We start from the raw sequence: 23,621 nt of genomic DNA, 5'->3' as shown, positions 1-23,621 counted from the left end.
ACTCCCCCCCCCCCCCTCCCCCCCCCCCCTCCCCCCCCCCCCCCGCCCCCAGAAAAACCCCCCCCCCCCCCCCCCCCCCCCCCCCCCCTCCGGTGTGTGCGGTACCGGGAGCGGCTCAGTCCAGGTAGTCGCGCAGCACCTGCGAACGCGACGGGTGGCGCAGCTTCGACATGGTCTTCGACTCGATCTGGCGGATGCGCTCACGGGTGACCCCGTACACACGGCCGATCTCGTCCAGCGTCTTCGGCTGGCCGTCGTTGAGGCCGTAGCGCATGGAGACCACGCCGGCCTCACGCTCGGAGAGCGTGCCCAGGATCGACTGCAGCTGCTCCTGGAGGAAGGTGAAGGACACGGCGTCGGCCGGGACGACCGCCTCGGAGTCCTCGATGAGGTCACCGAACTCGCTGTCGCCCTCCTCGCCCAGCGGGGTGTGCAGGGAGATCGGCTCGCGGCCGTACTTCTGGACCTCGATGACCTTCTCGGGGGTCATGTCGAGTTCCTTGCCCAGCTCCTCCGGGGTGGGCTCGCGGCCCAGGTCCTGGAGCATCTGGCGCTGCACACGGGCGAGCTTGTTGATGATCTCGACCATGTGGACGGGGATGCGGATGGTGCGCGACTGGTCGGCCATGGCGCGCGTGATCGCCTGCCGGATCCACCAGGTCGCGTACGTGGAGAACTTGAAGCCCTTGGTGTAGTCGAACTTCTCCACCGCGCGGATCAGACCGACGTTGCCCTCCTGGATCAGGTCAAGGAAGAGCATGCCGCGGCCGGTGTAGCGCTTGGCCAGCGAGACCACGAGGCGGAGGTTGGCCTCCAGCAGGTGGTTCTTGGCACGGCGGCCGTCCTCGACGAGGATCTCCAGCTCGCGCTTGAAGGCGGGCTTGTGGTCCTCCTCCTCTTCGAGCTTGTACTCGGAGAACAGACCCGCCTCGATGCGCTTGGCGAGCTCGACCTCCTGCTCGGCGTTGAGGAGCGGCACCTTGCCGATCAGCTTCAGGTAGTCCTTGACCGGGTCGGCGGTGGCACCGGCCACCATGACCGTCTGCGCCGGGGCGTCGTCCTCGTCGTCGTCGGACAGCACGAAGCCCTGGCCGGCCGCCTTGGGCGCCTCCTCCTCGGTGTCGTCGGCGAGGTCCTCGACGGCCCAGTCCTCACCCTCGACGACCGGGGTCTCGGCGTCGTCGGCGTCCTTGGCGCCGGCCTTCTTCGAGGCGGCGGTCTTCTTGGTGGCCGTGGCCTTCTTGGCGGCGGTCTTCTTGACCGCGCGCTTCTTGGGCTCGGCGGCGGCCTCGGCCGACACCTCCTGCGAAGCGGCGGCCGACGGAGCGGATATCGCCGCGGCGGCGGCCGGGGCGGGAGCGGTGGCGGAGGCCTTGCGCGCGCCGATGGGACGCGGTGCGGCGACCGCCTTCTTCGTCACGGTGCGGGCCGGGGCGGCGGCTGCCTTGCGGGGCTTCTTGGCAGCAGCCTTGGTGGCGGGGGCGGCGCTGACGTGGAGGGCGACACCCTCCTCGTCCAGGACCTGGTTCAGGCTGCGCAGGACCCGCTTCCACTGGTCCACCGGGATGCGGCCGGCCTCGAAGGCCTGGCGGACATCGTCACCGTTGATGTGACCCTGCTCGCGGCCGCGCTCGACGAGCGCGACCAGGGCCTCGGATTCGGCGATCTCCGGAGGGAACGTACGGGACGGGCTGAGCGACACAAGGAGCCTCTCGTTGCGAACAGATAAGGAGTGGGCGGGACATCATCGCGCGGACTCGGGAAACAGACCGAAGCGGGTCTGTATTCCGGGGCCGCGCGAGGACACCTGTCGGTTCATCGCCTGCCCGAGTCGATTCGTTACGCGCTGAATTGAGTGACCTGCGCCACGCTGTGCCCGCGCAACCGATCCGGCGGGGATCCGTCGGCCCTCCCGGTCACCCCTTCTTGCGGGCTTCGATGAGGAAACGGGCGGTGTGCGCGACGAACGGACCTTCGCATTCGATCCGTTCGTGGAGCTCGCGCAGCCGCTCCCGGTACTGCCCGACCGTGAAGCCGGGCACCATCCAGATCACCTTCCGCAGGAAGTAGATCACGGCCCCGATGTCGTGGAACTCCGTCCGCAGCCGCTCGGAGCGCAGGTCGACCACTTCCAGACCCGCCCTCTCGGCGTCGGCGGCCGCGTCGTCGGGATGGCGGGCGCGGCGGACCTCCTCCGGCTGCGGGCCGAGGAAGTACTCGACGAGCTCGAAGACGCTGGCCGGACCCACCTGCTGCGAGAGGTAGGTACCACCCGGCACCAGCACCCGGGCGATCTCGTCCCACCAGACGGTCACCGGGTGCCGGCTGACGACCAGCTCGAAGGCCTCGTCACCGAAGGGCAGCGGCGGCTCGTCGGTGTCCGCCACCACCACCGCGCCCAGCGGGTGCAGCAGCCGGGTCGCCTTCCGGAGGTTCGGCGGCCAGGACTCCGTGGCCGCCGTCAGCGGGGGCAGCGGGCCCGCTCCGGCGAGGACCTCGCCCCCGCCGGTCTGGATGTCCAGGACGGAGCCGACCTGTCCCAGGCGCTCGCCCAGCAGGCGCTGGTAGCCCCAGGAGGGCCGCTGCTCGGTGGCCCGGCCGTCGAGCCAGGAGAAGTCCCAGCCGTCGACCGAGACGGACCCGGCCTCGGCGACGAGATGGTCGAACGTGCGCTTCATGTCCCGATCGTCCCAGGTCGGCCCCCGCTCTTCCACCGGATATGTCGACTACAGTGGGCACCGGGCCGTGACTGGCGTTCGGGTGGATCACCACCGGGGAGCGGCCCGGTGTGGGCCCTCGGGGCCGTACGCCGTCTGCCGCGCGCCTGGGCGAACCGCGATCCGCAGCGACGTTCAGGAGACCCCGTGACGACTGCCCCCACCTCCACCGCCCAGCTCATGGACGGCACCGCCCTCGCCCGCCGCGTCTCGGAGCGGACCGCCGCCCTCGCGGCGAAGATCACCGAGCGCACCGGTACCGCTCCCTGCCTGGCCACCGTCCTCGTCGGCGAGGACCCCGCGTCCGTCACCTACGTACGGATGAAGCAGAACCGTTGCGCCAAGGCCGGGATCACCTCCCGCCACGTGGAGCTGCCGGCCGCGACCACCACCGAGGAGCTCGTCGCCACGATCACCGCCCTCTCCGAGGACCCGGAGATCAGCGGCATCCTGCTCCAGCACCCCGTCCCGCACCACATCGACGAGCGCGCCGCCTTCGAGGCCATCGCCCCCGGCAAGGACGTCGACGGTGTGACGATGCACTCCTTCGCCGCCATGGGCTTCGGCCTGCCCGGCTTCGTCTCCTGCACCCCCGGCGGCATCATGCGCCTGCTGGAGGAGTACGGGGTGGACCTCACCGGGAAGCACGCCGTCGTCGTCGGCCGCAGCGCGATCCTGGGCAAGCCCGCCGGGATGCTGCTGCTGGAGAAGAACGCCACCGTCACCTACTGCCACTCCCGCACCCGCGACCTGTCCTCGATCGTGCGCCAGGCGGACGTCCTGGTCGCCGCGGTCGGCAAGGCCGAGTTCATCCGCGGCGAGGACATCAAGCCCGGCGCGGTCGTCCTCGACGCCGGGTACAACGAGGGCAACATCGGAGACGTCCACTTCGAGTCGGCCGCCGCCCGCGCCTCCCTGATCACCCCGGTGCCCGGCGGCGTCGGCCCGATGACCATCGCGGTGCTGCTGGAGCAGACCGTCCGGGCCGCCGCGGCCCAGGCCGGACTGGACCTCGCGGACCTCTGAGGCGATCATCTTGTGGCGCGGCCCCGCGTGACGGCCGCGCCACGAGCATGGGGGGACCCGGATGGACCTGTTCGCACCGCTGGACCTTCCCGGCGGCACCACCCTCCCCAACCGTCTCGCCAAGGCCGCCATGGAGGAGAGCTTCGCCGCCCAGCCCGGCCAGCTCCCCGACGCCCGCCTGGAGCGGCTGTACGCCCGCTGGGCGCGGGGCGGCGCCGGACTGGTCATCACCGGCAACGTGATGGTCGACCGGCGGGCCCTGACCTCGCCGGGCACCGTCGTCCTCGACGAGCGCTCCCCGCTGGAGCCCTTCCGCCGCTGGGCCGACGCCGCGACGTCCGGCGACGCCCGGGTCTGGATGCAGATCAACCACCCCGGCCGCCAGGTCGGCTCCGACATGCCCGGCACCGCATGGGCCCCCTCCGCCGTCCCCATCCGCCTCGGCAGGCACACCAAGCGCTTCGCCCACCCCACCGCCATGACCGAGGCCGACATCGGCGCGACGATCGCCCGCTTCGCCCTCACCGCCCGGCGGGCCGAGGAGGCGGGCTTCCACGGGGTGCAGATCCACGCCGCGCACGGCTACCTGCTCAGCCAGTTCCTCTCCCCGCTCGTCAACCGGCGCACCGACCGCTGGGGCGGCAGCCTCGACAACCGCGTACGGATGCTCACGGAGACCGTCGGCGCCGTCCGCGCCGGCGTCTCGACGGGCTTCGCGATCGGGGTGAAGCTGAACGCCGCCGACTTCCAGCGCGGGGGCTTCGACACCGAGGAGGCCGCCCACGTCATCGCGGCCCTCGACGGCCTCGGCGTCGACCTGGTCGAGCTCTCCGGCGGGACCGTCGAGAGCCCCGCCAGCATGGGCCACACCACGGACCAGCGGATCCTGGAACGGGAGGCCTACTTCCTCTCCCTCGCGGAACACCTGCTGGGGACGGCGGCCGTGCCGCTGATGCTGACCGGCGGCATCACCCGCCGCGCCACGGCCGAGATGGCCCTGGCCCGGGGCGTCGCCGTCGTCGGCATGGCCTCCGCCCTCGCCCTGTGCCCCGACCTGCCCCGGCGCTGGCGCGCGGGCGAGGACGCGCGGGTGGACGTGCCCCGGCTCGCATGGCGCGACCGGAGCCTGGCGGCCGCCGGCACGCTGGCCCTCGTACGCTTCCAGCTGGACCGGCTGGCCCACGGGCTCGAACCCCGCGCACGGGTCTCCCCCCGCTGGATCCTCACCGCGGACAACCTCCGGCACCGGCGCAGGGTCCGCGCGTACGGGGCTTGGCTCTCGCGCGAGCCGGCGTGCGGCACGCCGCGGGGGACGGCCTAGCCGAGCGTCCCCCGGCGGGCCGCCTCCACGATCGGGGAGCCGCGGAACTCCCGGGCCAGTGCGGCCAGGGGCTGGCCGTCGAGGCGGTACGGGGCGGGTTCCGCGGAGCCCGTACCGGGGTCGCCCGCCCGCTCGGCGGCGGCCCGTGCCCGGCAGGCGGCGGCGAGCATGGCCGCGTCCGCTACCACGGAGGCTTCCGCCTCCGTCAGGCCCCGGCGGCGCGCGGCCCCGTAGGCGGCCGACCGTACGGCGGGGTCGAACCAGCTCGCGAGGGCCAGCAGCCCGTCGTCGATCACCGACTCCCGGTGGATCAGCCGGATCCCGACCGGCGACCACCAGGTCAGCGGGACCGGCGTCACGCCGCGGTGCGCGAACCCGCGCAGGGCCCTCCACAGCGGGCGCAGCCGCCGGTACTGGCTGAAGTCCCGCCAGACGGCCGAACCGCCGGCCATCGGGACGATGAACCCGGTGCCCACCAGCAGCGCCGCCGCCGAGGCGAGCGGCGGGGCCACGTACGTGGACAGGCCGTCCCAGTCGTGGCCCGCCCAGCGGGCGCCCACCGCCGCCCACTTCGCGACGAGGTACCCGAGGTCCAGCACCCCGCCCAGCGTGAGCAGCGCCAGCCCGGTCCGCAGCGGCCGCAGCGCGCGATCGACCCGCAGCATCCACTTCAGGCACAGCACGCTCAGCGCGGCGCTGCCGGCGGTGTGCGCCAGCAGGTAGCAGACGATCATCTCGCGCAGCCACGGGGTGTTCGCGTAGTACGTGTCCAGGTCCCGCAGCCGCTCCACGGGCGCGTCCCCGATCACGAACAGGGCCGCGATCAGCACGGTGACCGCGCCGAACACCCCGACCGTCGCCCAGGTCGCGCGCCGCAGCTCCGCCGCCGGACCTCCCGCCCAGTGCAGGATCAGCACGATGGAGGCACCCGAGAAGGCGGTCAGTACGCCGTACACCAGCGGGGCGGCGAAGTTGACGACGCCGGTGATCCGGTTGACCGCCGCGAGGGACGGCGGGGCCGCCAGGAAGGTGAGCAGGCAGCCGGCCACCAGCAGCGCGCACACGGCCCGCATCAGCGGCTGGTCCCAGCCCCGGCGCAGGGCCGGGGCCTTGATCAGCAGGGCCAGCACCATCACCGTCCCCGCCAGGTAGAGGGGCAGGCCGTCCTTCACCGCGAGCGGCCGGGGGTCCCGGTACCGGCGGCCGGCACGCAAGCGGGGGCGGGGGCGGCGGCACGGCCGCGGGGGGAAGCGGGGGGCATGCGCGGTGCTTTCCTTCGGAGTGTGCGGCGAGGGCGGAGCCGGTGGGGCTCCGGGCGTCGACCGGACGCGGTCAACGGCCCCAGCCGAGGGAGGACTTGATGCGTTCGATCTCCTCGGAGGAGGGCTGCTGCCGGGGCGGGGGCAGGAAGGGCTTCAGGATCTTGCCGAGGTGCAGGCCGAAGGTCTCGGCCCGGATCTCGGCCGGGTCCTCCCGGTCGGCGCGGGCGGCCGCCTGACGGACCACCGAGTCCAGTGCGGAGTCCGGGCGCAGCAGGTCCGTGAGGCTGCCGCGGGGGCCCGTCAGGCGGGCGGCCACCGCCATGCCGGGGCCGTGGCCGTCGCAGGCGCCCTCCTCGATGTGCCACAGCTCGTGGCAGGCGATGACCAGCTGGTGCTCGGGCCGGGTGCGGGCCTCCACGACGACCAGGTCGCGTTCCTCCAGCTCCAGCCACAGCCCGCTGGCCGTTTCCGGCGGGAACGGGGCGAAGCGGAAGTCCACCGGCCGGCCGCCGCGACGGCGCCGCCCGAAGGCCGCGCACAGGCCCCCGATGATCTCGGCGACCCCGGCGGGGGCCGTGAGCCGGGCTTCCGCCAGCAGGTCGGCGCCGAGCTTCCGCATGCTCCGTGTGGTCCTCATGGCGCTTCCCCCTCGGCGGTACGGTCGGGCGCACGGCCCGCGGCTCCGGCCCGGGACCACCGGTCAGGCCTGCCGGCACCGCCGCGCGGCGGGCCCGGCACCGCCCGCCGGGTCGGTCGGCGGCTCGCACCGGGAGGTTCTCCGTTGGGCGGCGAGGCGTTCGGCCCGGTGGCTCGGTGCGGTGAAGCCTAACCGCCTGCCCCGCCCCCAACCACCGCGTCCCCCGCACTCGCCGCCGGCACGGCCCGCGTTCCGCGCGGGCGAGGCGCGGGCGAGGCGCGGGTGAGGCGCGGGTGAGGCGCGGACACTGCCATGACCCCGGAGGTAATCGACCCCGGCCGGGCCCGGCGGCACAGTGGGGTCATCGGGTTCCGGGGCCGCGCACTCGGCTCCGGGACCCGTCCCCACCAGCACGTCCGACCCCCGATGGAGGCTGATCCGCCATGTCCGCGACCCTGCTCGGCAGCATCGCCCGCACCACCGTCCCGCAGACCATGCTGCGCCGCTTCCTCGCCCTCGACGCGGTCGTCACCACCGGCAACGGCCTTGCCTACGCCGTCTTCCCGGCCCCGCTCGGCCGGCTCCTCGGCGTCGGCCAGAGCACCCTCCTCGGACTCGGCCTCTTCCTCACCGCCTTCGGCGCCGGAGTCGCCTGGCTGGCCTCGCGCCGCCGTCCGCCGGTCTTCCCGGTGAAGTTCGTCATCGAGGCCAACTACGTCTGGGCCGCGCTCAGTCTGGTCTCGCTCGCCGCCTGGTTCTCGCCGACCGCGGCCGGCGCGGTGTGGATCCCGGCGCAGGCGCTCACCGTCGCCTCCTTCGCGCTCCTCCAGCAGCTGGCGCTGCGCTCGGCCGGCTCAGGGGCCCAGTGAGCGCAGGTACTTCACCGTCGCCGGGTCGGCCGGGAGGAAGGTCTCGATCGCCAGCTCGGCGACGGTCACGTCCATCGGCGTGTTGAAGGTCGCGATCGAGGACACGAAGGACAGCAGGTGTCCGTCGTGCTCGATCACCATCGGGAGCGCGATGTACGGGACGTGCTCGTCCGGTTCACCGCCGCCCGGGCGTTCCGGCACGGGGTAGGCGGACACCTCCTCGTACAGCGCGCGCAGCGGCGCGGAGCGGGCCAGCGCGATCTGCCGCTCCATCTGCGCCAGCAGGTGCGCGCGCCACTGCCCGAGGTTGTGGATCCGCGGGGCGAGGCCCTCCGGGTGGAGGGTGATCCGCATGGCGTTCAGCGGCGGGGTCAGCAGGTGTTCCGGCAGCCCGTCCAGGAGCATTCCGATGCCCCGGTTGGCGGCCACCACGTCGTACACGGCGTCGACGACCAGCGCCGGGTAGGGCTCGTAACCGGTCAGCAGCCGCTGGACGCCCTCGCGCAGGGTGTCCATGGCGGGGTCGTCGAGCGCGGTGTGCGGGTAGTGCGGGGCGTAACCCGCGGCGAGCAGCAGCGCGTTGCGTTCCCGCACGGGTACGTCGAGCCGCTCGGCGAGCCGCAGCACCATCTCCTCGCTCGGCCGGGACCGCCCGGTCTCGATGAAGCTGATGTGACGGGACGAGGAGCCGGCGCGGCCCGCCAGCTCCAGCTGGCTGACCCCGCGCCGCTCCCGCCATGTCCGCAGCAGGGCGCCGAGCGTGGGCGTGGTGGAGGCGGTGATGCTCATGACCACGACGGTAACCCGGCCGGCGCCGCTCCGGTCAGCCCAGGTCGAAGACGTTCCGCAGGCCGAGACGGTAGCGCCACAGGTCGTGCCGTTTCGCGGACTCCAGCTCCGGGGGCCGGTAGCGGGGGATGACCGCGCACCGTGCGGCCGTCGAACCGTCCCGGTCCAGCAGGGCGTTGACGGCGGCACGGGCCGAGGCGTTCGCGCCCTCCATCGTCGCCAGGTCGATGTCGACGGCCACGTAGTCGCCGCTGAGGAAGAAGTTGGGGACGCGGGTGTCCGCGCTCGGCCGGTCGTGGAAGGTGCCGGTCGGGTGGATCAGCAGCTCGTCCTGGTTGGTGGGTCGCGGGGTGCCAAGGCCGTCCACGCCCGGGTCCAGGAACCACGAGTGCAGGGTGCGGTCGGCCAGCAGGGTCCGCCCGGTGTCGTTGAGGGAGGCCTTCAGCTGTGCCCACACCTCGCGGGCCACCTCCTCCCGGGTGCACTGCTTGGCCGTCTTCCCGTACAGGATCCCGGGCTTGTCCCACTCGGAGATGTCCACCGACAGGCAGTCCACGGCCGTGCCGTCGCCGTAGTCGGCCGGGAAGTCGCGGGCCGGCCAGTGCGCGGCCTGCTGGATCGCCGTCAACGACCAGGGCGAGTCGACGCAGTTGAAGTGTCCGTGGACCAGCGGGGCGCGCTCGGTCAGGTAGAACTGGATGCCGGTCATCCAGTCGGTCCGCAGCCGGTCGCAGCGCCCCAGCATCGGGTCGGCGGCCCGCAGCGCCGCGCTCCAGGTGCGGCGGGCGTGCTCCACGGGCAGGGCGCTGACGTAGTGGTCGGCGGTGACGGTCCGCCGGGCCCCGTCGGGGTCCAGGACCGCGACCCCGCTCACGCGGCCGTCCCCGTACCGGACCTCCTGGACGGTCCAGCCGATCCGGAACTCCACGCCGAGGGAGCGCAGGTGCCGCTCCCAGGGGTCGATCCACGCCTCGTTGGTGGGGAGGTTCAGGATCCGGTCCGGCGGGCCGTCCGCGCCGCGGCCGAGCGCGTTGCAGACGAAGGCCTCCCCGAGGGTGCCGACGGTTCGGGTCGAGGCCTCCTCGGCCTTGGTGGCGACGATGTTGCGGGTGATGCCGACGGCCAGGATGCGCTGGTACTCGGCCGACATCCGCGCGGCCCGGGTGAACTCCCACCACGGGGTGCGCTCCCACACCTCGTCGCGGCGCTCGTCACAGCTGGTGAGGAAGACCAGCACCCGGTTGACGAAGTACGCCGTCTCGTGCGCGGGCAGCCGTACCAGGGACTCCAGGATGCCGGTCAGGGCGCGCCGCAGCTCCTCCGGCGTCAGCTCGGCGGGGGAGTGGCCGGGCCAGGGGATGGGCGCGCGCAGGTCCTCGCGTCCGGCGGCCCGGGCGAACATCATCTCGGGCGGGGCCACCAGGTTGTCCCACACGCCGTTGGCGTTGCCGGGGAAGGGGATCCGCCGCATGGTGTCCGGGAGGTTGTGGTAGATCCCCGGGATGAAGCGGAAGCCGTGCTCGGCCGGCAGGGGCCTGCGGCCGCCCCGGGCGCTGCCGGGCACGTCCATGCTGCGGGCCTTGCCGCCCAGGGCCCGGCGCTCGTACACCGTGACGGCGTAGCCGCGTTCCGCCAGCTCGTGCGCGGCCGTCAGCCCGGCCACCCCGCCCCCGAGGACGGCGACCGCCCGCCGGTGCGCCGCCGGCGGGCCGGGGGCCGCGGCGGCCGGTGCCGCGAGGGCCCCCAGGGCCGGGAGGGTGCCCGCGGCGGCCGCCGCGCCCGCGATGAACGTGCGCCTGGAGCTCCCCGTGCCCTCCGCACCCTCCGTGCCGTCCGTGCCCTCCGTGTTGCTCACGCCGTCCGTACCGGCCATGCCCCGCCTCCTTGTTACCGGTGGTAATGCTTGGTCCGGCGCTGGAGCATAGGGCGGCCGGCCGGGGCGCGGAAGCGTGAGGAAGCACCCGGGCGCACTATGGCGGGAAAGGTTCACCACGGCGCGCGTCGTGGAAAACTGACCGCACATCACAGGAGAACGGCCAGGACGACCGGGAAGGGGACAGCGGATGCCGAGCGAGCCGCTTTCGCAGAAGGAGATCGAGGACCGGCTCCGGGAACTCCCCGGATGGACCTACGAGGACGACCGGATCGAGCGCACGTACCGCGTGGGCACGCACCGGGCCGCGACCGCCTTCGTCGTCCACATCGCCGTGGTCCAGGACGAGCTGAACCACCACTCCGAGCTCACCCTCGGCTACAACACCGTCCGCCTCTCCGTGAACAGTCACGACGCCGGAGGCGTGGTCACGGAGAAGGACTTCGGCCTCGCCGAACGGGTCGAGGCCCTCGCCCCGGCCCACGGCGCCGGCTGACGCCGCCCCACGCCCCGGCGCGCGTCAGACGGGTTCCAGCCGCCACCACTGGGAGGGCGAGTCGGTGTCCTCGCCCTGCCGGGTCCGGCCCTCGCCGTCGGCCTCCAGCGGCAGCCCGCTGATGCACGCGATCAGGGACACCACCCCCGGATCGTCCAGGTGCTCCTCCACGAGCCACTCCTGCGCGCCGAAGGCGTTGGCGCGCCACACCTGTACGCGGGCTCCGCTCTCGGTCGAGGCGTTCGCCACGTCCAGGCGCCGGCCGTTGTCCTCGCTCACCACGTGGAAGACCCCGCCGCCGCTGTGCACGGCGGAGATCCGCCACCGGCGGGCCGCCGCCGGGGCGGGCGGCCCGTCGGGGCCCACCCGTACCCGGGAGGCGCCCTCGAGCTGGAGCACCAGCCCGCTGTCCACGTTGCGGATCCGGTAGATCCCGTCCGGAAGGTTCACGCGCGCCTCAGTTGTCGAAGACGGCCGGATCCGGCCCGATCCGGTGCCCGTCCGCCGCCAGCGCGTCCAGCGCCGCCAGGTCGTCGGCGTCCAGCTCGAAGCCGAAGACGTCCAGGTTCTCGCGGATCCGGGACGGGGTCACCGACTTCGGGATCACGACGTTGCCCAGCTGGAGGTGCCAGCGCAGCACCACCTGCGCGGCGCTGCGGCCGTGCCGGGAGGCGACCGAGGCCACCGCCGGGAGACCGAGGAGCTCCTTGCCCTGGCCGAGCGGGGACCATGCCTCGGTGGCGATGCCCAGGGAGGCGTGCAGGGCGCGCAGGGCGGCCTGCGGGAACAGCGGGTGCAGCTCGATCTGGTTCACCGCCGGTACCAGCGGGCTCTCGGCGCGCAGCCGCTCCAGGTCCTCCGCACGGAAGTTCGACACGCCGACCGCCCGGGCCCGGCCGCTCGCCGCGATCTCCTCGAAGGTCTTCCAGATGGTCACGAAGTCGTCGCGCATCGGGCGCGGCCAGTGGATCAGGTACAGGTCGACGTGGTCCAGGCGCAGCTTGCCGAGCGAGTCGTCGAAGGCGCGCAGCGTCTCGTCCCGGCCCCACCGGTGCCGGGAGCTGTTCCACAGCTTGGTGGTGACGAACAGTTCCTCGCGCGGGATCCCCGAGGCGGCGAGGGCCTTGCCGGTGCCCCGCTCGTTGCCGTAAGCCGCCGCCGTGTCGACGCTGCGGTAGCCGGCCTCCAGCGCGGTGGCGACGGCCTTCTGGGCCTCGGAGTCCGGCACCTGCCAGACGCCGTAGCCGAGCTGGGGCATGGATGTGCCGTTGTTGAGCCGGACGGCGGGCACCTGGTTCACGTCGGTCGTTCCCTCGGGTCGGTGGAGCGGTGCGGTGCGGCCGCGCCGTGCCACGGCGTACGCCGGGCGGCAACAGGCCCCGCGCCCAGCCTATTCCCGCCGCCCGTCCGCCACGCCCGGGGCGCGGCGGACCCGAGGGAGCGGCGGGTGGCGTGCCGGTGCCGGGGAGGGGAGCGACGGCGGGATCCGGGCGCGCGCCCCTGTGCCGTCCCCGGGTGCGCCTGCCGCACTGTGCGTCAGATCCCTTTGCGGGACGGTTCCCGTGACGGGTACAGGGCGGCGACCTCCCGCGCGTACGCCTTCTCGATGGCCCTCCGCTTCAGCTTCAGCGAAGGCGTCAGCAGCCCGCGCTCCTCCGTGAACTGCTCGGCCAGCACCCGGAAGGCGCGGATCCCCTCCGCCTGCGAGACCAGGGTGTTCGCGGCCACCACCGCCCGCCGGACCTCCGCCGTCAGATCCGGGTCGTCCGCCACCTGCGCGGCCGTCCGCTGGGGGAGCTTGCGCAGGGACAGCCAGTGCGCGACCCCCTCCATGTCCAGGGTCACCAGAGCGGCGACGAACGGCCGGTCGTTGCCCACCAGCACGCACTGCGACACCAGCGGATGCGAACGCACCCGCTCCTCCAGGGCCGCCGGCGCCACGCTCTTGCCGTTGGAGGTCACCAGGATCTCCTTCTTGCGCCCCGTGATGATCAGGTACCCGTCCTCATCCAGCCGGCCCAGGTCCCCGGTCGCCAGCCAGCCGCCGCGCAGCACCTCCGCCGTGGACCGCGGATCGCCCAGGTACCCCGAGAAGACGTGACCGCCGCGCAGCCACACCTCCCCGTCGTCGGCGATGTGGACCGTACTGCCCGGGATCGGCGGGCCCACCGTCCCGTACTTGACGGCCCCCGGAGGATTGGCCGTCGCGGCCGCGCAGGACTCCGTCAGCCCGTACCCCTCGAACACCGTGATCCCGGCCCCGTCGAAGAACAGCCCCAGCCGCCGCGGCATCGCCGAACCGCCCGACATCGCGTACCGCATCCTGCCCCCGAGTGCCTCGCGGAGCTTTCCGTACACCAGCCTCTCGAAGACCTGGTGCTCCATCCGCAACGCCGCCGAAGGCCCCGGGCCGCTCCCGAACGCCTTCCGCTCCCGCGCCCGCGCGTACCGCACGGCCGTCTCCACCGCCCGGTCGAAGGGCCCCCCGCGGCCCTCCGCCTCCGCCGTACGCCGCGCCGCCGCGAAGATCTTCTCGAAGACGTACGGAACCCCCAGCACGAAGGTCGGCCGGAAGGCGGCGAGATCCGGCAGGAGTTCGGCGGCGGCCACCGCCGGCTGGTGCCCCAGCTTCACCCCGGCCCGTACGGCGGCCACCTCCACCATCCGCCCGAACACGTGCGCCAGCGGCAGGAAGAGCAGCGTCGACGGCTGCCGCCCGTCCGGCCCGGCCCGGAAGACCGGCTCCCACCGCTCCACCAGCGTGTCGGCCTCGTACATGAAGTTGCCGTGGGTGAGCACACAGCCCTTCGGCCGGCCCGTGGTCCCCGAGGTGTAGATGACCGTCGCGACGGCGTCCGGGGTCACCGCCCCGCGGTGCCGGTGCACCACGTCCTCGGCCACCCCCCGGCCGGCCGCCACCAGCTCGTCCACCGCCCCCGCGTCCAGCTGCCACAGCAGCCGCAGCCCCGGCAGCCGCTCGATCACCGACCCGACCGTCATCGCCTGGTCCTCGTTCTCCACCAGACAGGCCGTGCACGCGGAGTCGTACAGGATCCAGTGCACCTGCTCCGCCGACGACGTCGGGTACACGGGCACCGGCTGCGCCCCGATCGCCCACAGCGCGAAGTCGAACAGCGTCCACTCGTAGCGGGTACGGGACATCACGGCCACCCGGTCACCGAAGCGGACCCCCTGCGCCAGCAGCCCCTTGGCGAGCGCCAGGACCTCCCCGGCCAGCCGGCGGGCGGTCACGTCCCGCCAGACCCCGCCCGCCTTGCGCCCGAGCACCACATGGTCCGGGTCCCGCCCGGCACGCTGGAAGACGGTGTCGGCCAGACCTCCGGCCGGCGCGCCGGTGACCAGGGGTGGGACGGTGAACTCGCGCACGTTCCGCTCCTCTGCGTGCAGGGCGCCGAGACGCTACCGCACCCGCCCCCGTGCCCGGCACCCCCGAGGAAACCTCCACGAGATCCCCCCGCCGCCGCATCCCCCGCCACCTGCGGCGCGGTCACCGGTACGTCCCCCGGACGGGTGATCCGGGCCGGCCCGCCCGTCCCGCACCCCCCCGGGGGGAGAGGGCCCCCGCCCCGCGGGAGGAGGGCGCCCCCGTCCGCGCGGCCGCCCCGCATCCGGAGCCCGGCCCGGACGGCCGTTACGCCGGCCGGCTCAGGCGGTCACCGCCCGCGAGCACCGCCGCCGCGAGCGCATCCGCCGCCGGCGACGGGCGCCGCCCCTGGAGCAGGGCGAACTCCACCGGTCCCAGCTCCGGCAGCCCGCCCACCCGCACCAGCCCCGGCGGGATCAGCCCCCGGGTGTGCGCCATCACCCCCAGACCGGCACGGGCCGCCGCGATCAGGCCGCTGAGGCTGCCGCTCGTACAGGCGATCCGCCAGGCCCGCCCGTCCCGCTCCAGCACCTCCAGGGCCCGCGCCCGGGTGATCCCGGGCGGCGGGAACACGATCAGCGGCACCGGGCGCTCCGGGTCCACCCGCAGCCCCTCGGCCCCGATCCACACCATCCGGTCCCGCCACACCAGCCGCCCCCGCTCGTCCCCCGGCCCGCGCCGCTTCGCCAGCACCAGGTCCAGGCGCCCCGCGTCCAGCCGCTCGTGCAGCGTCCCCGACAGCTCGACCGACAGCTCCAGGTCCACCTCCGGATGCTCGTGCCGGAAGCCCTCGAGGATCTCCGGCAGCCGGGTCAGCACGAAGTCCTCCGACGCCCCGAACCGCAGCCGTCCGCGCAGCCGGGTCCCCGTGAAGAAGGCCGCCGCCCGCTCGTGCGCCTCCAGGATGGTCCGCGCGAAGCCCAGCAGCGCCTCGCCGTCCTCCGTCAGGCCGACGCTGTGCGTGTCCCGCACGAAGAGCGGGCGCCCCGTGGCCTCCTCCAGCCGCCGCACGTGCTGGCTGACCGTGGACTGGCGCACCCCCAGCCGGGCCGCCGCCTGCGTGAAGCTCAGCGTCTGGGCCACCGTGAGGAAGGTGCGCAGCTGGACCGGGTCGTACATGGGCCCCAGCCTATTGCGTTCCGTGATGACAGTCAGAGCGGTGTGCGTGTTTCCCGATGACCGCCGAGCCGCCACGATGGGGCGTAGCCCCCGTTCCGCCCCCGCACGACAGCGAGTGAGCACCCCATGCGACGCCCCCGCCTCCCCGCCTGGCTGCCCCTGGACCCGTACGTACTGGCCCTGCTCGCCACCGTGGGCCTCGCCGCGCTGCTCCCCGCCCGGGGCACCGGCGCCGCCCTCGCCGGCGGCGCCTCCACCGCCGCCGTGGCCCTGCTGTTCTTCCTCTACGGAGCCCGCCTCTCCACCCGCGAGGCCCTCGACGGCCTGCGCCACTGGCGGCTCCACCTCACCGTCCTGGCCTGCACCTTCGTCCTCTTCCCGCTGCTCGGCCTGGCCGCCCGCCTCCTCGTGCCCGGCCTGCTCACCCAGCCGCTCCACAACGGCCTGCTCTTCCTCTGCCTGGTCCCCTCGACCATCCAGTCCTCCATCGCCTTCACCTCGATCGCCCGGGGCAACGTCCCCGCCGCGATCTGCGCCGGCTCCTTCTCCTCCCTCGCCGGCATCCTCCTCACCCCGCTGCTCGCCGCCGCCCTCCTCGGCAAGGACGCGGGCGGCTTCTCCCCCGACTCCCTCCTGCGGATCGCCCTCCAGCTGCTGCTGCCCTTCCTCCTCGGCCAGGGCCTGCGCCGCTGGGTCGGCGGCTTCCTGGTCCGCAACAAGAAGGTGCTCGGCTACGTCGACCGGGGCTCCATCCTGCTCGTCGTCTACGCGGCCTTCAGCGCGGGCGTGACCGCCGGGGTCTGGCAGCGGGTCGGCCTCCCGCGCCTCGGTGCGCTGATCGCCGTGGAGGCCGTACTCCTCGCCGTCATGCTCCTCGCCACCTGGTACGGGGCTCCCCGCCTCGGCTTCGGCCGCGCCGACCGCGTCGCCATCCAGTTCGCCGGGTCGAACAAGAGCCTCGCCGCCGGACTCCCCATGGCCAGCGTCCTGTTCGGTGCGCAGGCCTCCCTCGCGGTGCTGCCGCTGATGCTGTTCCACCAGATGCAGCTGATGGTCTGCGCCGTCCTGGCCCGCCGCCGCGCCCGGGACCCCGAGGCGGTCCACCAGGACCAACCCGGCGCTCGACGTGTGGTGGAGGTCTCGCCCGAGGTCCAACCCCCCGCCGGGCAGGGCCGGTAACGTGCGTCGGTGACCTGGATACGCCCGCTCGCCGCCACCGCCCCGCGCCCGTGCACCCTCGTGGTCTGCCGCGGCTGCTGCTGCGGCGACCCCCGCAAGAACCCCGGCTCCGACCACGCCGGACAGCTCGCCCGGCTGCGGGAGGCCGCCGCCGCGTCCGGCGGGCGCCTCGCGGTCCGTACGAGCGACTGCCTCGGGCCCTGCGCCCAGGCCAACGTGATCGTGGTCCAGCCCACGACGGAGGCCCGCCGCCGCGGCGCGCGGGCCGTGTGGTTCGGCTGGGCCCTGGACGACACCGCGACGGACGAGATCATCGCCTGGGCCGCGTCCGGCGGCCCAGGCAGCACCCCGCTCCCGGCCACCCTCGACCTGCACCGCATCGACCCTCCGGAGCCGAAGCCGGCCGCCGCCCCGCGCAGGGGCCGGCGCCGCGGGGCGGCGCCGCCCCCGGACGGTGCTCCTCAGCCGAGACGCACGTCGTCGACGGTCCAGTACCAGTTGTTGCTGCCGCTGTAGCGGAAACGGACCTGGACGTCGGTGGCGCCCGCCGGGACCTGGAGGGCGAGGGACTCCGCCCTGGCGACGGCGTCGGCGGTGTACGTCTTCACCACCGCCGGGGCGCCGCCGTCGTACGAGACGAGGACCTGGGCGGTCTGGCCGGCCTCGTGGCGGTAGTGCGTCCGGAAGTTCAGAGTGCGCGTGGTGCCGCCGGCGACCGCCCACTTGGGGGTGATGAGGGTGGAGTCGAAGGTGCCGGTGTGGGCCTTGTCGTCCCACTCGTCGGAGTCGGCGACGGCGAACACGTCGCGGGAGCGGACGTTCAGCTCGCGCCACTGGTCGCGCTGCGCCTGGCTCCAGAACTCGTCGGTGGCGAAGGCCCACCCGGCCCACTCGGTGACTCCGCCCGTGCCCATCCTCGAGTTGTCGACGGACCAGCCGGCGGGCGGGGTGTGGGTGAAGCCCTTGGTGGCGGCGGGGATCCCGGTCTCGTCGACGCGGGCCTGGAGGTTCGGGCGCAGCGTGTCGAAGGGGTCGCTGTCGGGGCTGTCCAGCGGTACGCCGTCGAGGGCGGCCGTGGCGACGCCGACCTGGGCGAGTGCGATCGCGGCGACGTCGGTGAGGCGCACGTCCTCGCGTACCGAGCCGGCCGGGATGCCCGGGCCCTTGGCGATGACGAAGGTGCCGCGCTCCTGGATGGTGGAGCCGCCGTGGCCGCCGCCGTCGGTGTGGCCGTGGTCGGTGGTGACCAGGATCTTCCAGTTCTCCTGGGCGTAGGAGGGGCGGGCCTTGACGGCGGTGAGGAGCCGGCCGACCAGCGCGTCGACGCGGCTGATGGCGTCGAGGTACTGCTGGCTCGCGGCACCGTAGGAGTGGCCGGCGGAGTCGACCTGGCCGAGGTAGACGAAGGCGGCGTCCGGGTTCTGGTCGCGGAGTTCGGCGGCGGCCGCGGCGGCGATCTTCGGGTCCTCGTTGCCGTAGCCGTCGCGGTCGCCCTTGAGGGAGAGCCGCTTGTCGACCTTGGCGGAGAAGATCGGGCCGTTCTGGTCGGTGGAGGTGATGGGCTCCCAGTCGGCGGCCGCGTAGGTGTTGAGGGAGGGCTTGGCGTTCTCGGCACGGGTCAGGAAGTCGGGGTACGCGCCGTAGTTCTTGCCGGTGAAGGAGTTGTCCCTCACCCCGTGCTTGTCGGGCCAGACGCCGGTGGCGATGGTGGACCAGCCGGGGCCGGAGGAGGTGGCGGCCATCGGGTTCGCGTACAGGGTGCTGCGGGCGGTGAGCCCTTCGGCCATCAGGCCGTTGAGGTGGGGGGCGTTGGCGGCCTTGACGCGGTCGAGGACCACGCCGTCGAGGCCGATGACGAGGACCTTGTCGGTGGTGGCCGACGCCGCCGCGGGGGCGGAGGCGGCCGCCTTGGCCGCGGCCTCGGCCGCCGCCCTGGCCGGGTCGGTGGGGCTGGGGGTGGCGGCGGCCGTGGTGCCGAGGCCGAGGGTGGTGGCGATCAGGGCCGTGGCGGTGGTGGCGGCCACGGCGAGGGTGCGTCCGGACAGGACAGTGGACACGTGCTCCTCCAGGAGCGTCGGGGAAGGCGCGGTGGACCGAGCGGGATGCGTGCGGACGTGCGGGACCTGCCTGACCTGGGGGACCTGTGAGATCTTCGGGGCCGGCGGGGACCTGCGGAGGGTCCGGACCGGAGGGAGTGCCCCTCGGTCCAGACCCGTTATGCGCAGGAGACTATTGCGGCCGTGGGTGGCCGCGGGGTTAAAGCTCAGCTTCCGGTCGCGGACTTCCACGCGTCGACGTGGGCGGTGAGGTTCTTGTCGATGTCGGCCCAGTCCGGCTGGAAGACCTCGACTCCGGTCATGAGCTTGGTGAGTTCGATGGCGTTGGCGTCGGTCGGCTTGATGTCGGAGCGCGCCGGGAAGCCGCCGCCGATCTCGCTGACCTGCTTCTGCGCCTCCTCGCCGAGCATGAAGTCGAGGAGCTTCCTGCCGTTGTCGGCGTGCGGGGCCTTGGCGAGCAGGCCGGCGGCGTAGGGCAGGGCGAAGGTGGTGGGCTTGCCGCCGTCCTTGGCGGGGAACCAGATGCCGAGGTTGGGCATGGACTTGGACTGGGCGAAGTTCATCTGGACGTCGCCGTTGGCGACGAGCAGTTCGCCCTTGTCGGTCTTCGGCGCGAGCTTGCTGGTGGAGGAGGAGGGGCCGACGTTGTTGGCCTGGAGCTTCTTGAGGTACTCCATCGCCGGTTCCCTGCCGCCGAAGTCGTGCATCGACTTGATGAGGACGGCCGTGCCGTCGCCCGCGACGCCGGGGGTGGAGTACTGGAGCTTGCCCTTGTACTTGGCGTCGAGCAGTTCCTCCCAGGTCCTGGGGGCCTGGCCGAGCTCCTTCTTGTTGTAGACGAAGCCGAAGTAGTTGTTGACGACGGAGGTCCACGTGCCGTCGGCGGCCTTGTCGGCCCCGTTGACCTTGTCGGAGCCCTGGGGGGCGTACGCCTGGAGCAGTCCCTTGCCGTCGGCCTGCTGGATGAAGGGGGGCAGCGTGATCAGCACGTCGGCCTGGGTGTTGGTCTTCTCGCGGACGGCGCGCTGCACCATCTCGCCGGAGCCGCCCTCGACGTACTTGACCTCGATGCCGGTCTTCCTGGTGAACTCGGCGAAGACCTTGTCGTACCAGCCGTCGCCCTTGTCGCCCTTGAGGCCGTCGGCGCTGTAGACGGTGACCACCTTCTCGCCGCCGCCCTCGCCGGCGCCGGGGCCGTCGGCCGTGGTGGAGGCGCCGCAGGCGGTGAGGGAGGAGGCGAGGGCGAGGCTGCCGGTGAGGGCGGTGGCGGCACGGAGGACGATCTTGCCGGTCATGGAACTTCCTTACGGGGAAAAGGGAGTCTGCGGGGACGGAAGGAGCCGGAGGGGGGTCAGCGGTACGAGGCGCGGGTGCGGACGCGGGAGACGGCCAGCAGCACCAGCAGGGTGGCGGCCATCAGGACCACGGCCACGGCGGAGCCGCCGAAGAGCGAACCGCGGTCGGTGGCGGTGAAGATCCGGACCGGGAGGGGCATCCAGTCCGGCGGGTAGAGCATCATCGTGGCGCTCAGCTCGCCCATGGACAGGGCGAAGCAGAGTCCCGCGGCCGCGGTGAGGGAAGGCAGCAGGAGCGGGAGGCGGACCCGCCACAGCACGTAGCCGGGACGGGCGCCGAGGGAGGCCGCCGCCTGCTCGTACGCGGGGTCGAGACGGACGATGGCGGCGGAAACCGACTGATAGGCGAACGCGGTGACCAGAACCGTGTGCGCCAGGACGACGATGGAGCCGGTGCCGTTGAGGAGGACGGGCGGCCGGCTGAAGGCGACGAGCACGGCGAGGCCGACGACCACGGACGGCACGGCGACCGGCAGTACGAACAGGGCGTCAAGGCACCGCTTCCCGCGCCTGCCGAGGGACGCGGCGGCGAGCGCGGCCCAGGTGCCGACGGTGAGCGCGAGCAGGCTCGCGGCCAGGGCGGTGACCAGGGAGGTGGTCAGGGCCTGGAGGGACTCCCCGCGGACGGCGGCGGCGTAGTTCTCGGTGGTCGGGCCCGAGGGGAAGGCGCCGGACCAGTGGGTGGCGAAGGAGGCGGCCACCACCACGAGGAGCGGCAGCGCGAAGAGGGGCAGGAACAGGACGCCGAACAGGCCCCAGGCGGCCCAGCGGCCGCCCTTGCTATGCACCAGCACGCTTGCCCACCACCCGGTAGAGGCCGAACAGGCCGACGGATATCGCGATGTTGACGACGGCGACCACGCAGGCGGCCGGGTAGTCGGATTCGAGGATCGCCTTGCCGTAGACGAGCATCGGCAGCGTCGTGACGTCCTTGGCGCCGGTGAACAGGACGATCCCGAACTCGTTGAGGCACATGACCAGGACCAGGCTGCCGCCGGCCGCCAGGGCGGGCAGCGCCTCGGGGAGGATCACCTGCCGGACGATCCGGGCGGGGCCGGCGCCGAGGCCCGCGGCGACCTCCAGCTGGGCGGTGTCCAGCTGGGAGAAGGCGGCGAGCAGCGGGCGCATCACGAACGGGGTGAAGTACGTGATCTCGGCGAGGAGGACGCCCCACGGGGTGGTGAGGAAGTGGAAGGGGCCGTCGGCGACGCCGAGGACGTCGGTCCAGACGCCGTTGGCCATGCCCACCGTGCCGTAGATGAAGAGCAGGGCGAGGGTGATGAGGAAGGAGGGGAAGGAGAGGAAGACGTCGATGAACTTCGCGACCGCCCTGGCCCCGGGGAACGGCACGAAGGCGATGACCAGGGCGAGGGTGAAGCCGAGGAGGAGGCAGCCGGCGGTGGCGCCGACCGCCAGCCACACGGTGGTGCCGAGGGCCTCGCGGAAGGCGTTCGAGGCGAAGACGGCGGAGTAGGCGTCCAGGGGGCCGCCGCCGTCGTCGGGGGTGAAGGACTGCTGGACGACCAGCGCCAGGGGGTAGAGGAACACCAGCGCGAGCACTGCCACCGGGGGCAGCGCCCACACCGCGCGCGGGGTAGCGGCGCGCCGGCCGGCGGCGGTCGGTGCCGGTGCCGGCGTCGGTACGGCCGCGCGCGCCGGGGCGGCCGGCAGCGGCGGGGCGGCCGGCAGCGGCGGAGCCGTCTCAGGCATCGGAAACCCCCGCGGCCAGCAGCACCGCGTCACGGGGCTCGAAGTGCAGGGTCACCTCGTCGCCCAGCGCCGGGGTCTCCCTCAGCTCGGGCAGGTCCGCCTTCAGCCGGTGCCCGCCCACGTCCACGTACAGCCGGTGCGTTGAGCCGCGCCACTGCACCTCGGTGATCGTGCCGCGCAGGGCGTTCGGCCCCTCGCCGAGCCGGAGCAGGTGCGGGCGTACGCACAGGGTGGCGGCGGAACCCGGTGCCGCGCGCCCGGCGTCGAGGGCCAGCGGGCGGCCCCCGAAGAGCGCGCCGCCGTCGTCCACCGTCACCGGCAGCAGGTTGGCGTTGCCGACGAAGGAGGCCGTGAACTCGGTGCGCGGCGCCCGGTACAGCTGCTGCGGCGTGCCGCAGTCCTGGAGGCGTGCCCGGTCCATGACGGCGATCCGGTCGGCCAGGGTCAGCGCCTCGACCTGGTCGTGGGTGACGTACAGGACGGAGACCCCGGGCAGTTCGCGGTGCAGCCGGGCCAGTTCCGCCAGCATCCCGGAGCGCAGCTGGGCGTCGAGGGCGGAGAGGGGCTCGTCCAGCAGGAGGACGCCGGGGCGGATGGCGAGGGCCCGGGCGATGGCCACGCGCTGCTGCTGTCCGCCGGACAGTTCGCGGGGGTAGCGGCGGGCGTAGGCGGCCATCCCCGTCATCTCCAGGGCCTCGGCGACGCGGGCGGGGATCTGGGCCTTGGGGGCTTTCCGCGCCCTGAGCCCGAAGGCGACGTTGTCCTCGACGCGCATGTGCGGGAAGAGGGCGTACTGCTGGACGACCATCCCGATCCCGCGCTTGTGCGGCGGGAGCGCGGTGACGTCCCGGCCGCCGATCAGCACCCGCCCGGAGGCGGGCCGGACGAAACCGGCGACCGCGCGCAGGGCCGTGGTCTTGCCGGAGCCGGAGGGGCCGAGGAGGGCCATGACCTCGCCGGGCTCGACGGTCAGGTCGAGGGAGTCCAGGACGGTGGTGCCGTGGTAGGCGACCGAGACGGAGTCGAAGCGGATGCCGCTCACGAGGACTCCGCGCGGGCGGGCAGGCCGAGGAGTGCGGGCAGGCCGAGGAGTGCGGGCAGGCCGAGGAGTGCGGGGAGCCCGGCGACGGAGCCGAGGACGTGGGTCGCGCCGTGCCCGGTCAGCGTGGCGCGGTCGTGGGCGCCGGTGAGGACTCCGGCGACGGTCCCGGCGCCGGAGCGGCGGCCGCTGAGCATGTCGTACGCCGTGTCGCCGGCGACGACGGTCTCGCGTACGTCGGCCACGGCGCCGGTGCGCAGGAACGCCGCCAGCACCATGTCCGGGTAGGGGCGGCCGCGGCCGCCCGCGTCGGCGGGGCACAGGGTGAGGTCGGCGAGGTCCTGCCAGCCGAGGGCGTCGAGGACGGCGTCCTGGGTGACGCGGGCGAAGCCGGTGGTCAGGGCGACGGTGTGGCCGGCGGCGCGGAGCTCCTCGATGGTGGCGCGGGCTCCGGGGAGCGGCGCGACGAGGCCGCCGTCGACGAGTTCCGCGTACGCCTCCTCGAAGGCGGAGTTGGCGAGCCGGGCGCGTTCCTCCGTGCCGAACAGGTGGCGGAAGACGGAGATCTTCGACTCGCCCATGGTGTCGCGCACGTACTGGAGCTTCTCGGCGTGGGCCGGGGTGCCCGGCTCGACGCCGAGACGGGCGGCGGCGTGCTCGAAGGCGCGCTCGACGAGGCCGCCGTCGGCGACGGTGGTGCCGGCCATGTCGAGGACGACCAGCCTGCGGCCCGTGCCGGCGGGGGGTCCGACGGGGGAGTTCGTGTCGATGGGGGAGTCGGTCATGC

The 23,621-nt window shown here is 73.7% G+C and carries 21 protein-coding genes, 1 pseudogene and 1 riboswitch; of the genes and pseudogenes, 6 read left to right on the top strand and 16 right to left on the bottom strand.

Translation table 11 applies throughout. The features are described 5' to 3' along the window. Positions 1 to 115: 115 nt before the first annotated feature. The gene (locus ACZ4WZ_RS08760) at positions 116 to 1,702 is read right to left on the bottom strand and encodes an RNA polymerase sigma factor (RefSeq protein WP_467886956.1); all 1,587 of its coding nucleotides are present in this window, start codon (positions 1,700 to 1,702) and stop codon (positions 116 to 118) included. A 214-nt stretch (positions 1,703 to 1,916) separates the two neighbouring features. Continuing rightward, positions 1,917 to 2,678, bottom strand: coding sequence for a methyltransferase domain-containing protein (locus ACZ4WZ_RS08755; protein WP_467886954.1), 762 nt, complete (start codon positions 2,676 to 2,678; stop codon positions 1,917 to 1,919). A 57-nt stretch (positions 2,679 to 2,735) separates the two neighbouring features. Beyond that, positions 2,736 to 2,837: riboswitch (ZMP/ZTP riboswitch) on the top strand. A gap of 60 nt (positions 2,838 to 2,897) precedes the next feature. Between ACZ4WZ_RS08755 and ACZ4WZ_RS08750 the strand changes: the two genes are divergently transcribed. Together ACZ4WZ_RS08750 and ACZ4WZ_RS08745 are read left to right on the top strand one after the other, a co-directional pair. After that, positions 2,898 to 3,743 (top strand): bifunctional 5,10-methylenetetrahydrofolate dehydrogenase/5,10-methenyltetrahydrofolate cyclohydrolase, encoded by an 846-nt coding sequence (locus ACZ4WZ_RS08750; protein ID WP_467887387.1) that lies wholly within the window; start codon positions 2,898 to 2,900, stop codon positions 3,741 to 3,743. 61 nt (positions 3,744 to 3,804) lie between these two features. After that, on the top strand, positions 3,805 to 5,064 hold the full coding sequence (locus tag ACZ4WZ_RS08745) for an NADH:flavin oxidoreductase/NADH oxidase family protein (RefSeq protein WP_467886951.1): 1,260 nt from the start codon (positions 3,805 to 3,807) through the stop codon (positions 5,062 to 5,064). Here the strand turns inward: ACZ4WZ_RS08745 and ACZ4WZ_RS08740 are convergent. Together ACZ4WZ_RS08740 and ACZ4WZ_RS08735 are read right to left on the bottom strand one after the other, a co-directional pair. Beyond that, positions 5,061 to 6,278 (bottom strand): MAB_1171c family putative transporter, encoded by a 1,218-nt coding sequence (locus ACZ4WZ_RS08740; RefSeq protein WP_467886949.1) that lies wholly within the window; start codon positions 6,276 to 6,278, stop codon positions 5,061 to 5,063. The two genes, ACZ4WZ_RS08745 and ACZ4WZ_RS08740, sit on opposite strands and share 4 nt — an antisense overlap. 118 nt (positions 6,279 to 6,396) lie before the next feature. After that, positions 6,397 to 6,963 carry a toxin-antitoxin system, toxin component gene (locus ACZ4WZ_RS08735; RefSeq protein WP_467886946.1) on the bottom strand — a complete coding sequence of 189 codons (567 nt, stop codon included), beginning with the start codon at positions 6,961 to 6,963 and terminating at the stop codon, positions 6,397 to 6,399. 443 nt (positions 6,964 to 7,406) lie between these two features. On the opposite strand from ACZ4WZ_RS08735, the gene ACZ4WZ_RS08730 reads away from it, so the two are divergent. Next, positions 7,407 to 7,832, top strand: coding sequence for a hypothetical protein (locus tag ACZ4WZ_RS08730; RefSeq protein WP_467886943.1), 426 nt, complete (start codon positions 7,407 to 7,409; stop codon positions 7,830 to 7,832). On the opposite strand, the gene ACZ4WZ_RS08725 is transcribed toward ACZ4WZ_RS08730, so the two are convergent. Further along, complete coding sequence (locus ACZ4WZ_RS08725; RefSeq protein ID WP_467886941.1) at positions 7,818 to 8,621, bottom strand: helix-turn-helix domain-containing protein; 804 nt, start codon at positions 8,619 to 8,621, stop codon at positions 7,818 to 7,820. The genes ACZ4WZ_RS08730 and ACZ4WZ_RS08725 overlap by 15 nt on opposite strands. A gap of 34 nt (positions 8,622 to 8,655) precedes the next feature. Further along, entirely contained in the window at positions 8,656 to 10,494 is a 1,839-nt protein-coding gene (locus ACZ4WZ_RS08720; protein WP_467886938.1) for a hydroxysqualene dehydroxylase, read from the bottom strand. A 190-nt stretch (positions 10,495 to 10,684) separates the two neighbouring features. Here ACZ4WZ_RS08720 and ACZ4WZ_RS08715 point away from each other — a divergent pair, with 190 nt between their 5' ends. Then, positions 10,685 to 10,990, top strand: coding sequence for a 4a-hydroxytetrahydrobiopterin dehydratase (locus ACZ4WZ_RS08715; protein ID WP_467886935.1), 306 nt, complete (start codon positions 10,685 to 10,687; stop codon positions 10,988 to 10,990). A gap of 24 nt (positions 10,991 to 11,014) precedes the next feature. Here the strand turns inward: ACZ4WZ_RS08715 and ACZ4WZ_RS08710 are convergent, their stop codons facing one another. The 4 genes from ACZ4WZ_RS08710 to ACZ4WZ_RS08695 all read right to left on the bottom strand — a co-directional run bounded on the left by ACZ4WZ_RS08710 (position 11,015) and on the right by ACZ4WZ_RS08695 (position 15,494). Further along, positions 11,015 to 11,440: an RICIN domain-containing protein gene (locus ACZ4WZ_RS08710; RefSeq protein WP_467886932.1), complete on the bottom strand. Its 426-nt coding sequence runs from the start codon at positions 11,438 to 11,440 to the stop codon at positions 11,015 to 11,017. A 7-nt stretch (positions 11,441 to 11,447) separates the two neighbouring features. Beyond that, positions 11,448 to 12,290 carry an aldo/keto reductase gene (locus ACZ4WZ_RS08705; RefSeq protein WP_467886929.1) on the bottom strand — a complete coding sequence of 281 codons (843 nt, stop codon included), beginning with the start codon at positions 12,288 to 12,290 and terminating at the stop codon, positions 11,448 to 11,450. A 236-nt stretch (positions 12,291 to 12,526) separates the two neighbouring features. Further along, positions 12,527 to 14,377, bottom strand: a complete 1,851-nt coding sequence (locus tag ACZ4WZ_RS08700; protein WP_467886926.1) for an AMP-dependent synthetase/ligase — start codon at positions 14,375 to 14,377, stop codon at positions 12,527 to 12,529. Between the two features lie 265 nt (positions 14,378 to 14,642). Beyond that, the gene (locus ACZ4WZ_RS08695; protein ID WP_467886923.1) at positions 14,643 to 15,494 is read right to left on the bottom strand and encodes a LysR substrate-binding domain-containing protein; all 852 of its coding nucleotides are present in this window, start codon (positions 15,492 to 15,494) and stop codon (positions 14,643 to 14,645) included. Positions 15,495 to 15,620: 126 nt separating this feature from the next. Here ACZ4WZ_RS08695 and ACZ4WZ_RS08690 point away from each other — a divergent pair, with 126 nt between their 5' ends. Beyond that, positions 15,621 to 16,673, top strand: a complete 1,053-nt coding sequence (locus tag ACZ4WZ_RS08690) for a bile acid:sodium symporter family protein (RefSeq protein ID WP_467886922.1) — start codon at positions 15,621 to 15,623, stop codon at positions 16,671 to 16,673. 9 nt (positions 16,674 to 16,682) lie between these two features. Then, a pseudogene (locus tag ACZ4WZ_RS08685) lies at positions 16,683 to 17,066 on the top strand ((2Fe-2S) ferredoxin domain-containing protein); the annotation flags it as partial. Positions 17,067 to 17,134: 68 nt separating this feature from the next. Here ACZ4WZ_RS08685 and ACZ4WZ_RS08680 read toward each other — a convergent pair. From ACZ4WZ_RS08680 to ACZ4WZ_RS08655, 6 genes are all read right to left on the bottom strand, one after another. Then, positions 17,135 to 18,730 (bottom strand): alkaline phosphatase family protein, encoded by a 1,596-nt coding sequence (locus ACZ4WZ_RS08680; RefSeq protein ID WP_467886919.1) that lies wholly within the window; start codon positions 18,728 to 18,730, stop codon positions 17,135 to 17,137. Positions 18,731 to 18,936: 206 nt separating this feature from the next. Then, entirely contained in the window at positions 18,937 to 20,025 is a 1,089-nt protein-coding gene (locus ACZ4WZ_RS08675) for a 2-aminoethylphosphonate ABC transporter substrate-binding protein (RefSeq protein ID WP_467886917.1), read from the bottom strand. 56 nt (positions 20,026 to 20,081) lie between these two features. Continuing rightward, positions 20,082 to 20,879: an ABC transporter permease gene (locus ACZ4WZ_RS08670; protein ID WP_467886914.1), complete on the bottom strand. Its 798-nt coding sequence runs from the start codon at positions 20,877 to 20,879 to the stop codon at positions 20,082 to 20,084. After that, the gene (locus ACZ4WZ_RS08665; protein WP_467886912.1) at positions 20,866 to 21,795 is read right to left on the bottom strand and encodes a 2-aminoethylphosphonate ABC transporter permease subunit; all 930 of its coding nucleotides are present in this window, start codon (positions 21,793 to 21,795) and stop codon (positions 20,866 to 20,868) included. Before ACZ4WZ_RS08665 ends, ACZ4WZ_RS08670 begins: the two co-directional genes overlap by 14 nt. Then, on the bottom strand, positions 21,788 to 22,837 hold the full coding sequence (locus ACZ4WZ_RS08660; RefSeq protein ID WP_467886909.1) for an ABC transporter ATP-binding protein: 1,050 nt from the start codon (positions 22,835 to 22,837) through the stop codon (positions 21,788 to 21,790). The genes ACZ4WZ_RS08665 and ACZ4WZ_RS08660 overlap by 8 nt, the downstream gene beginning before the upstream one ends. Beyond that, positions 22,834 to 23,619, bottom strand: coding sequence for a phosphonatase-like hydrolase (locus tag ACZ4WZ_RS08655; RefSeq protein ID WP_467886906.1), 786 nt, complete (start codon positions 23,617 to 23,619; stop codon positions 22,834 to 22,836). The genes ACZ4WZ_RS08660 and ACZ4WZ_RS08655 overlap by 4 nt, the downstream gene beginning before the upstream one ends. Positions 23,620 to 23,621 lie beyond the last annotated feature (2 nt).

It is taken from the genome of Streptomyces sp. NPDC029122 (assembly GCF_055569445.1).
This window is presented reverse-complemented; position numbering and strand designations above follow the sequence as displayed.

Excerpts from the sequence above, each read along its gene's own strand:
- ACZ4WZ_RS08755 (WP_467886954.1), bottom strand. The coding sequence starts at position 2,678 with ATGAAGCGCACGTTCGACCATCTCGTCGCCGAGGCCGGGTCCGTCTCG.
- ACZ4WZ_RS08750 (WP_467887387.1), top strand. The coding sequence starts at position 2,898 with ATGGACGGCACCGCCCTCGCCCGCCGCGTCTCGGAGCGGACCGCCGCC.
- ACZ4WZ_RS08745 (WP_467886951.1), top strand. The coding sequence starts at position 3,805 with ATGGACCTGTTCGCACCGCTGGACCTTCCCGGCGGCACCACCCTCCCC.
- ACZ4WZ_RS08735 (WP_467886946.1), bottom strand. The coding sequence starts at position 6,963 with ATGAGGACCACACGGAGCATGCGGAAGCTCGGCGCCGACCTGCTGGCG.
- ACZ4WZ_RS08730 (WP_467886943.1), top strand. The coding sequence starts at position 7,407 with ATGTCCGCGACCCTGCTCGGCAGCATCGCCCGCACCACCGTCCCGCAG.
- ACZ4WZ_RS08725 (WP_467886941.1), bottom strand. The coding sequence starts at position 8,621 with ATGAGCATCACCGCCTCCACCACGCCCACGCTCGGCGCCCTGCTGCGG.
- ACZ4WZ_RS08720 (WP_467886938.1), bottom strand. The coding sequence starts at position 10,494 with ATGGCCGGTACGGACGGCGTGAGCAACACGGAGGGCACGGACGGCACG.
- ACZ4WZ_RS08715 (WP_467886935.1), top strand. The coding sequence starts at position 10,685 with ATGCCGAGCGAGCCGCTTTCGCAGAAGGAGATCGAGGACCGGCTCCGG.
- ACZ4WZ_RS08695 (WP_467886923.1), bottom strand. The coding sequence starts at position 15,494 with ATGTACGACCCGGTCCAGCTGCGCACCTTCCTCACGGTGGCCCAGACG.
- ACZ4WZ_RS08690 (WP_467886922.1), top strand. The coding sequence starts at position 15,621 with ATGCGACGCCCCCGCCTCCCCGCCTGGCTGCCCCTGGACCCGTACGTA.
- ACZ4WZ_RS08675 (WP_467886917.1), bottom strand. The coding sequence starts at position 20,025 with ATGACCGGCAAGATCGTCCTCCGTGCCGCCACCGCCCTCACCGGCAGC.
- ACZ4WZ_RS08665 (WP_467886912.1), bottom strand. The coding sequence starts at position 21,795 with ATGCCTGAGACGGCTCCGCCGCTGCCGGCCGCCCCGCCGCTGCCGGCC.
- ACZ4WZ_RS08655 (WP_467886906.1), bottom strand. The coding sequence starts at position 23,619 with ATGACCGACTCCCCCATCGACACGAACTCCCCCGTCGGACCCCCCGCC.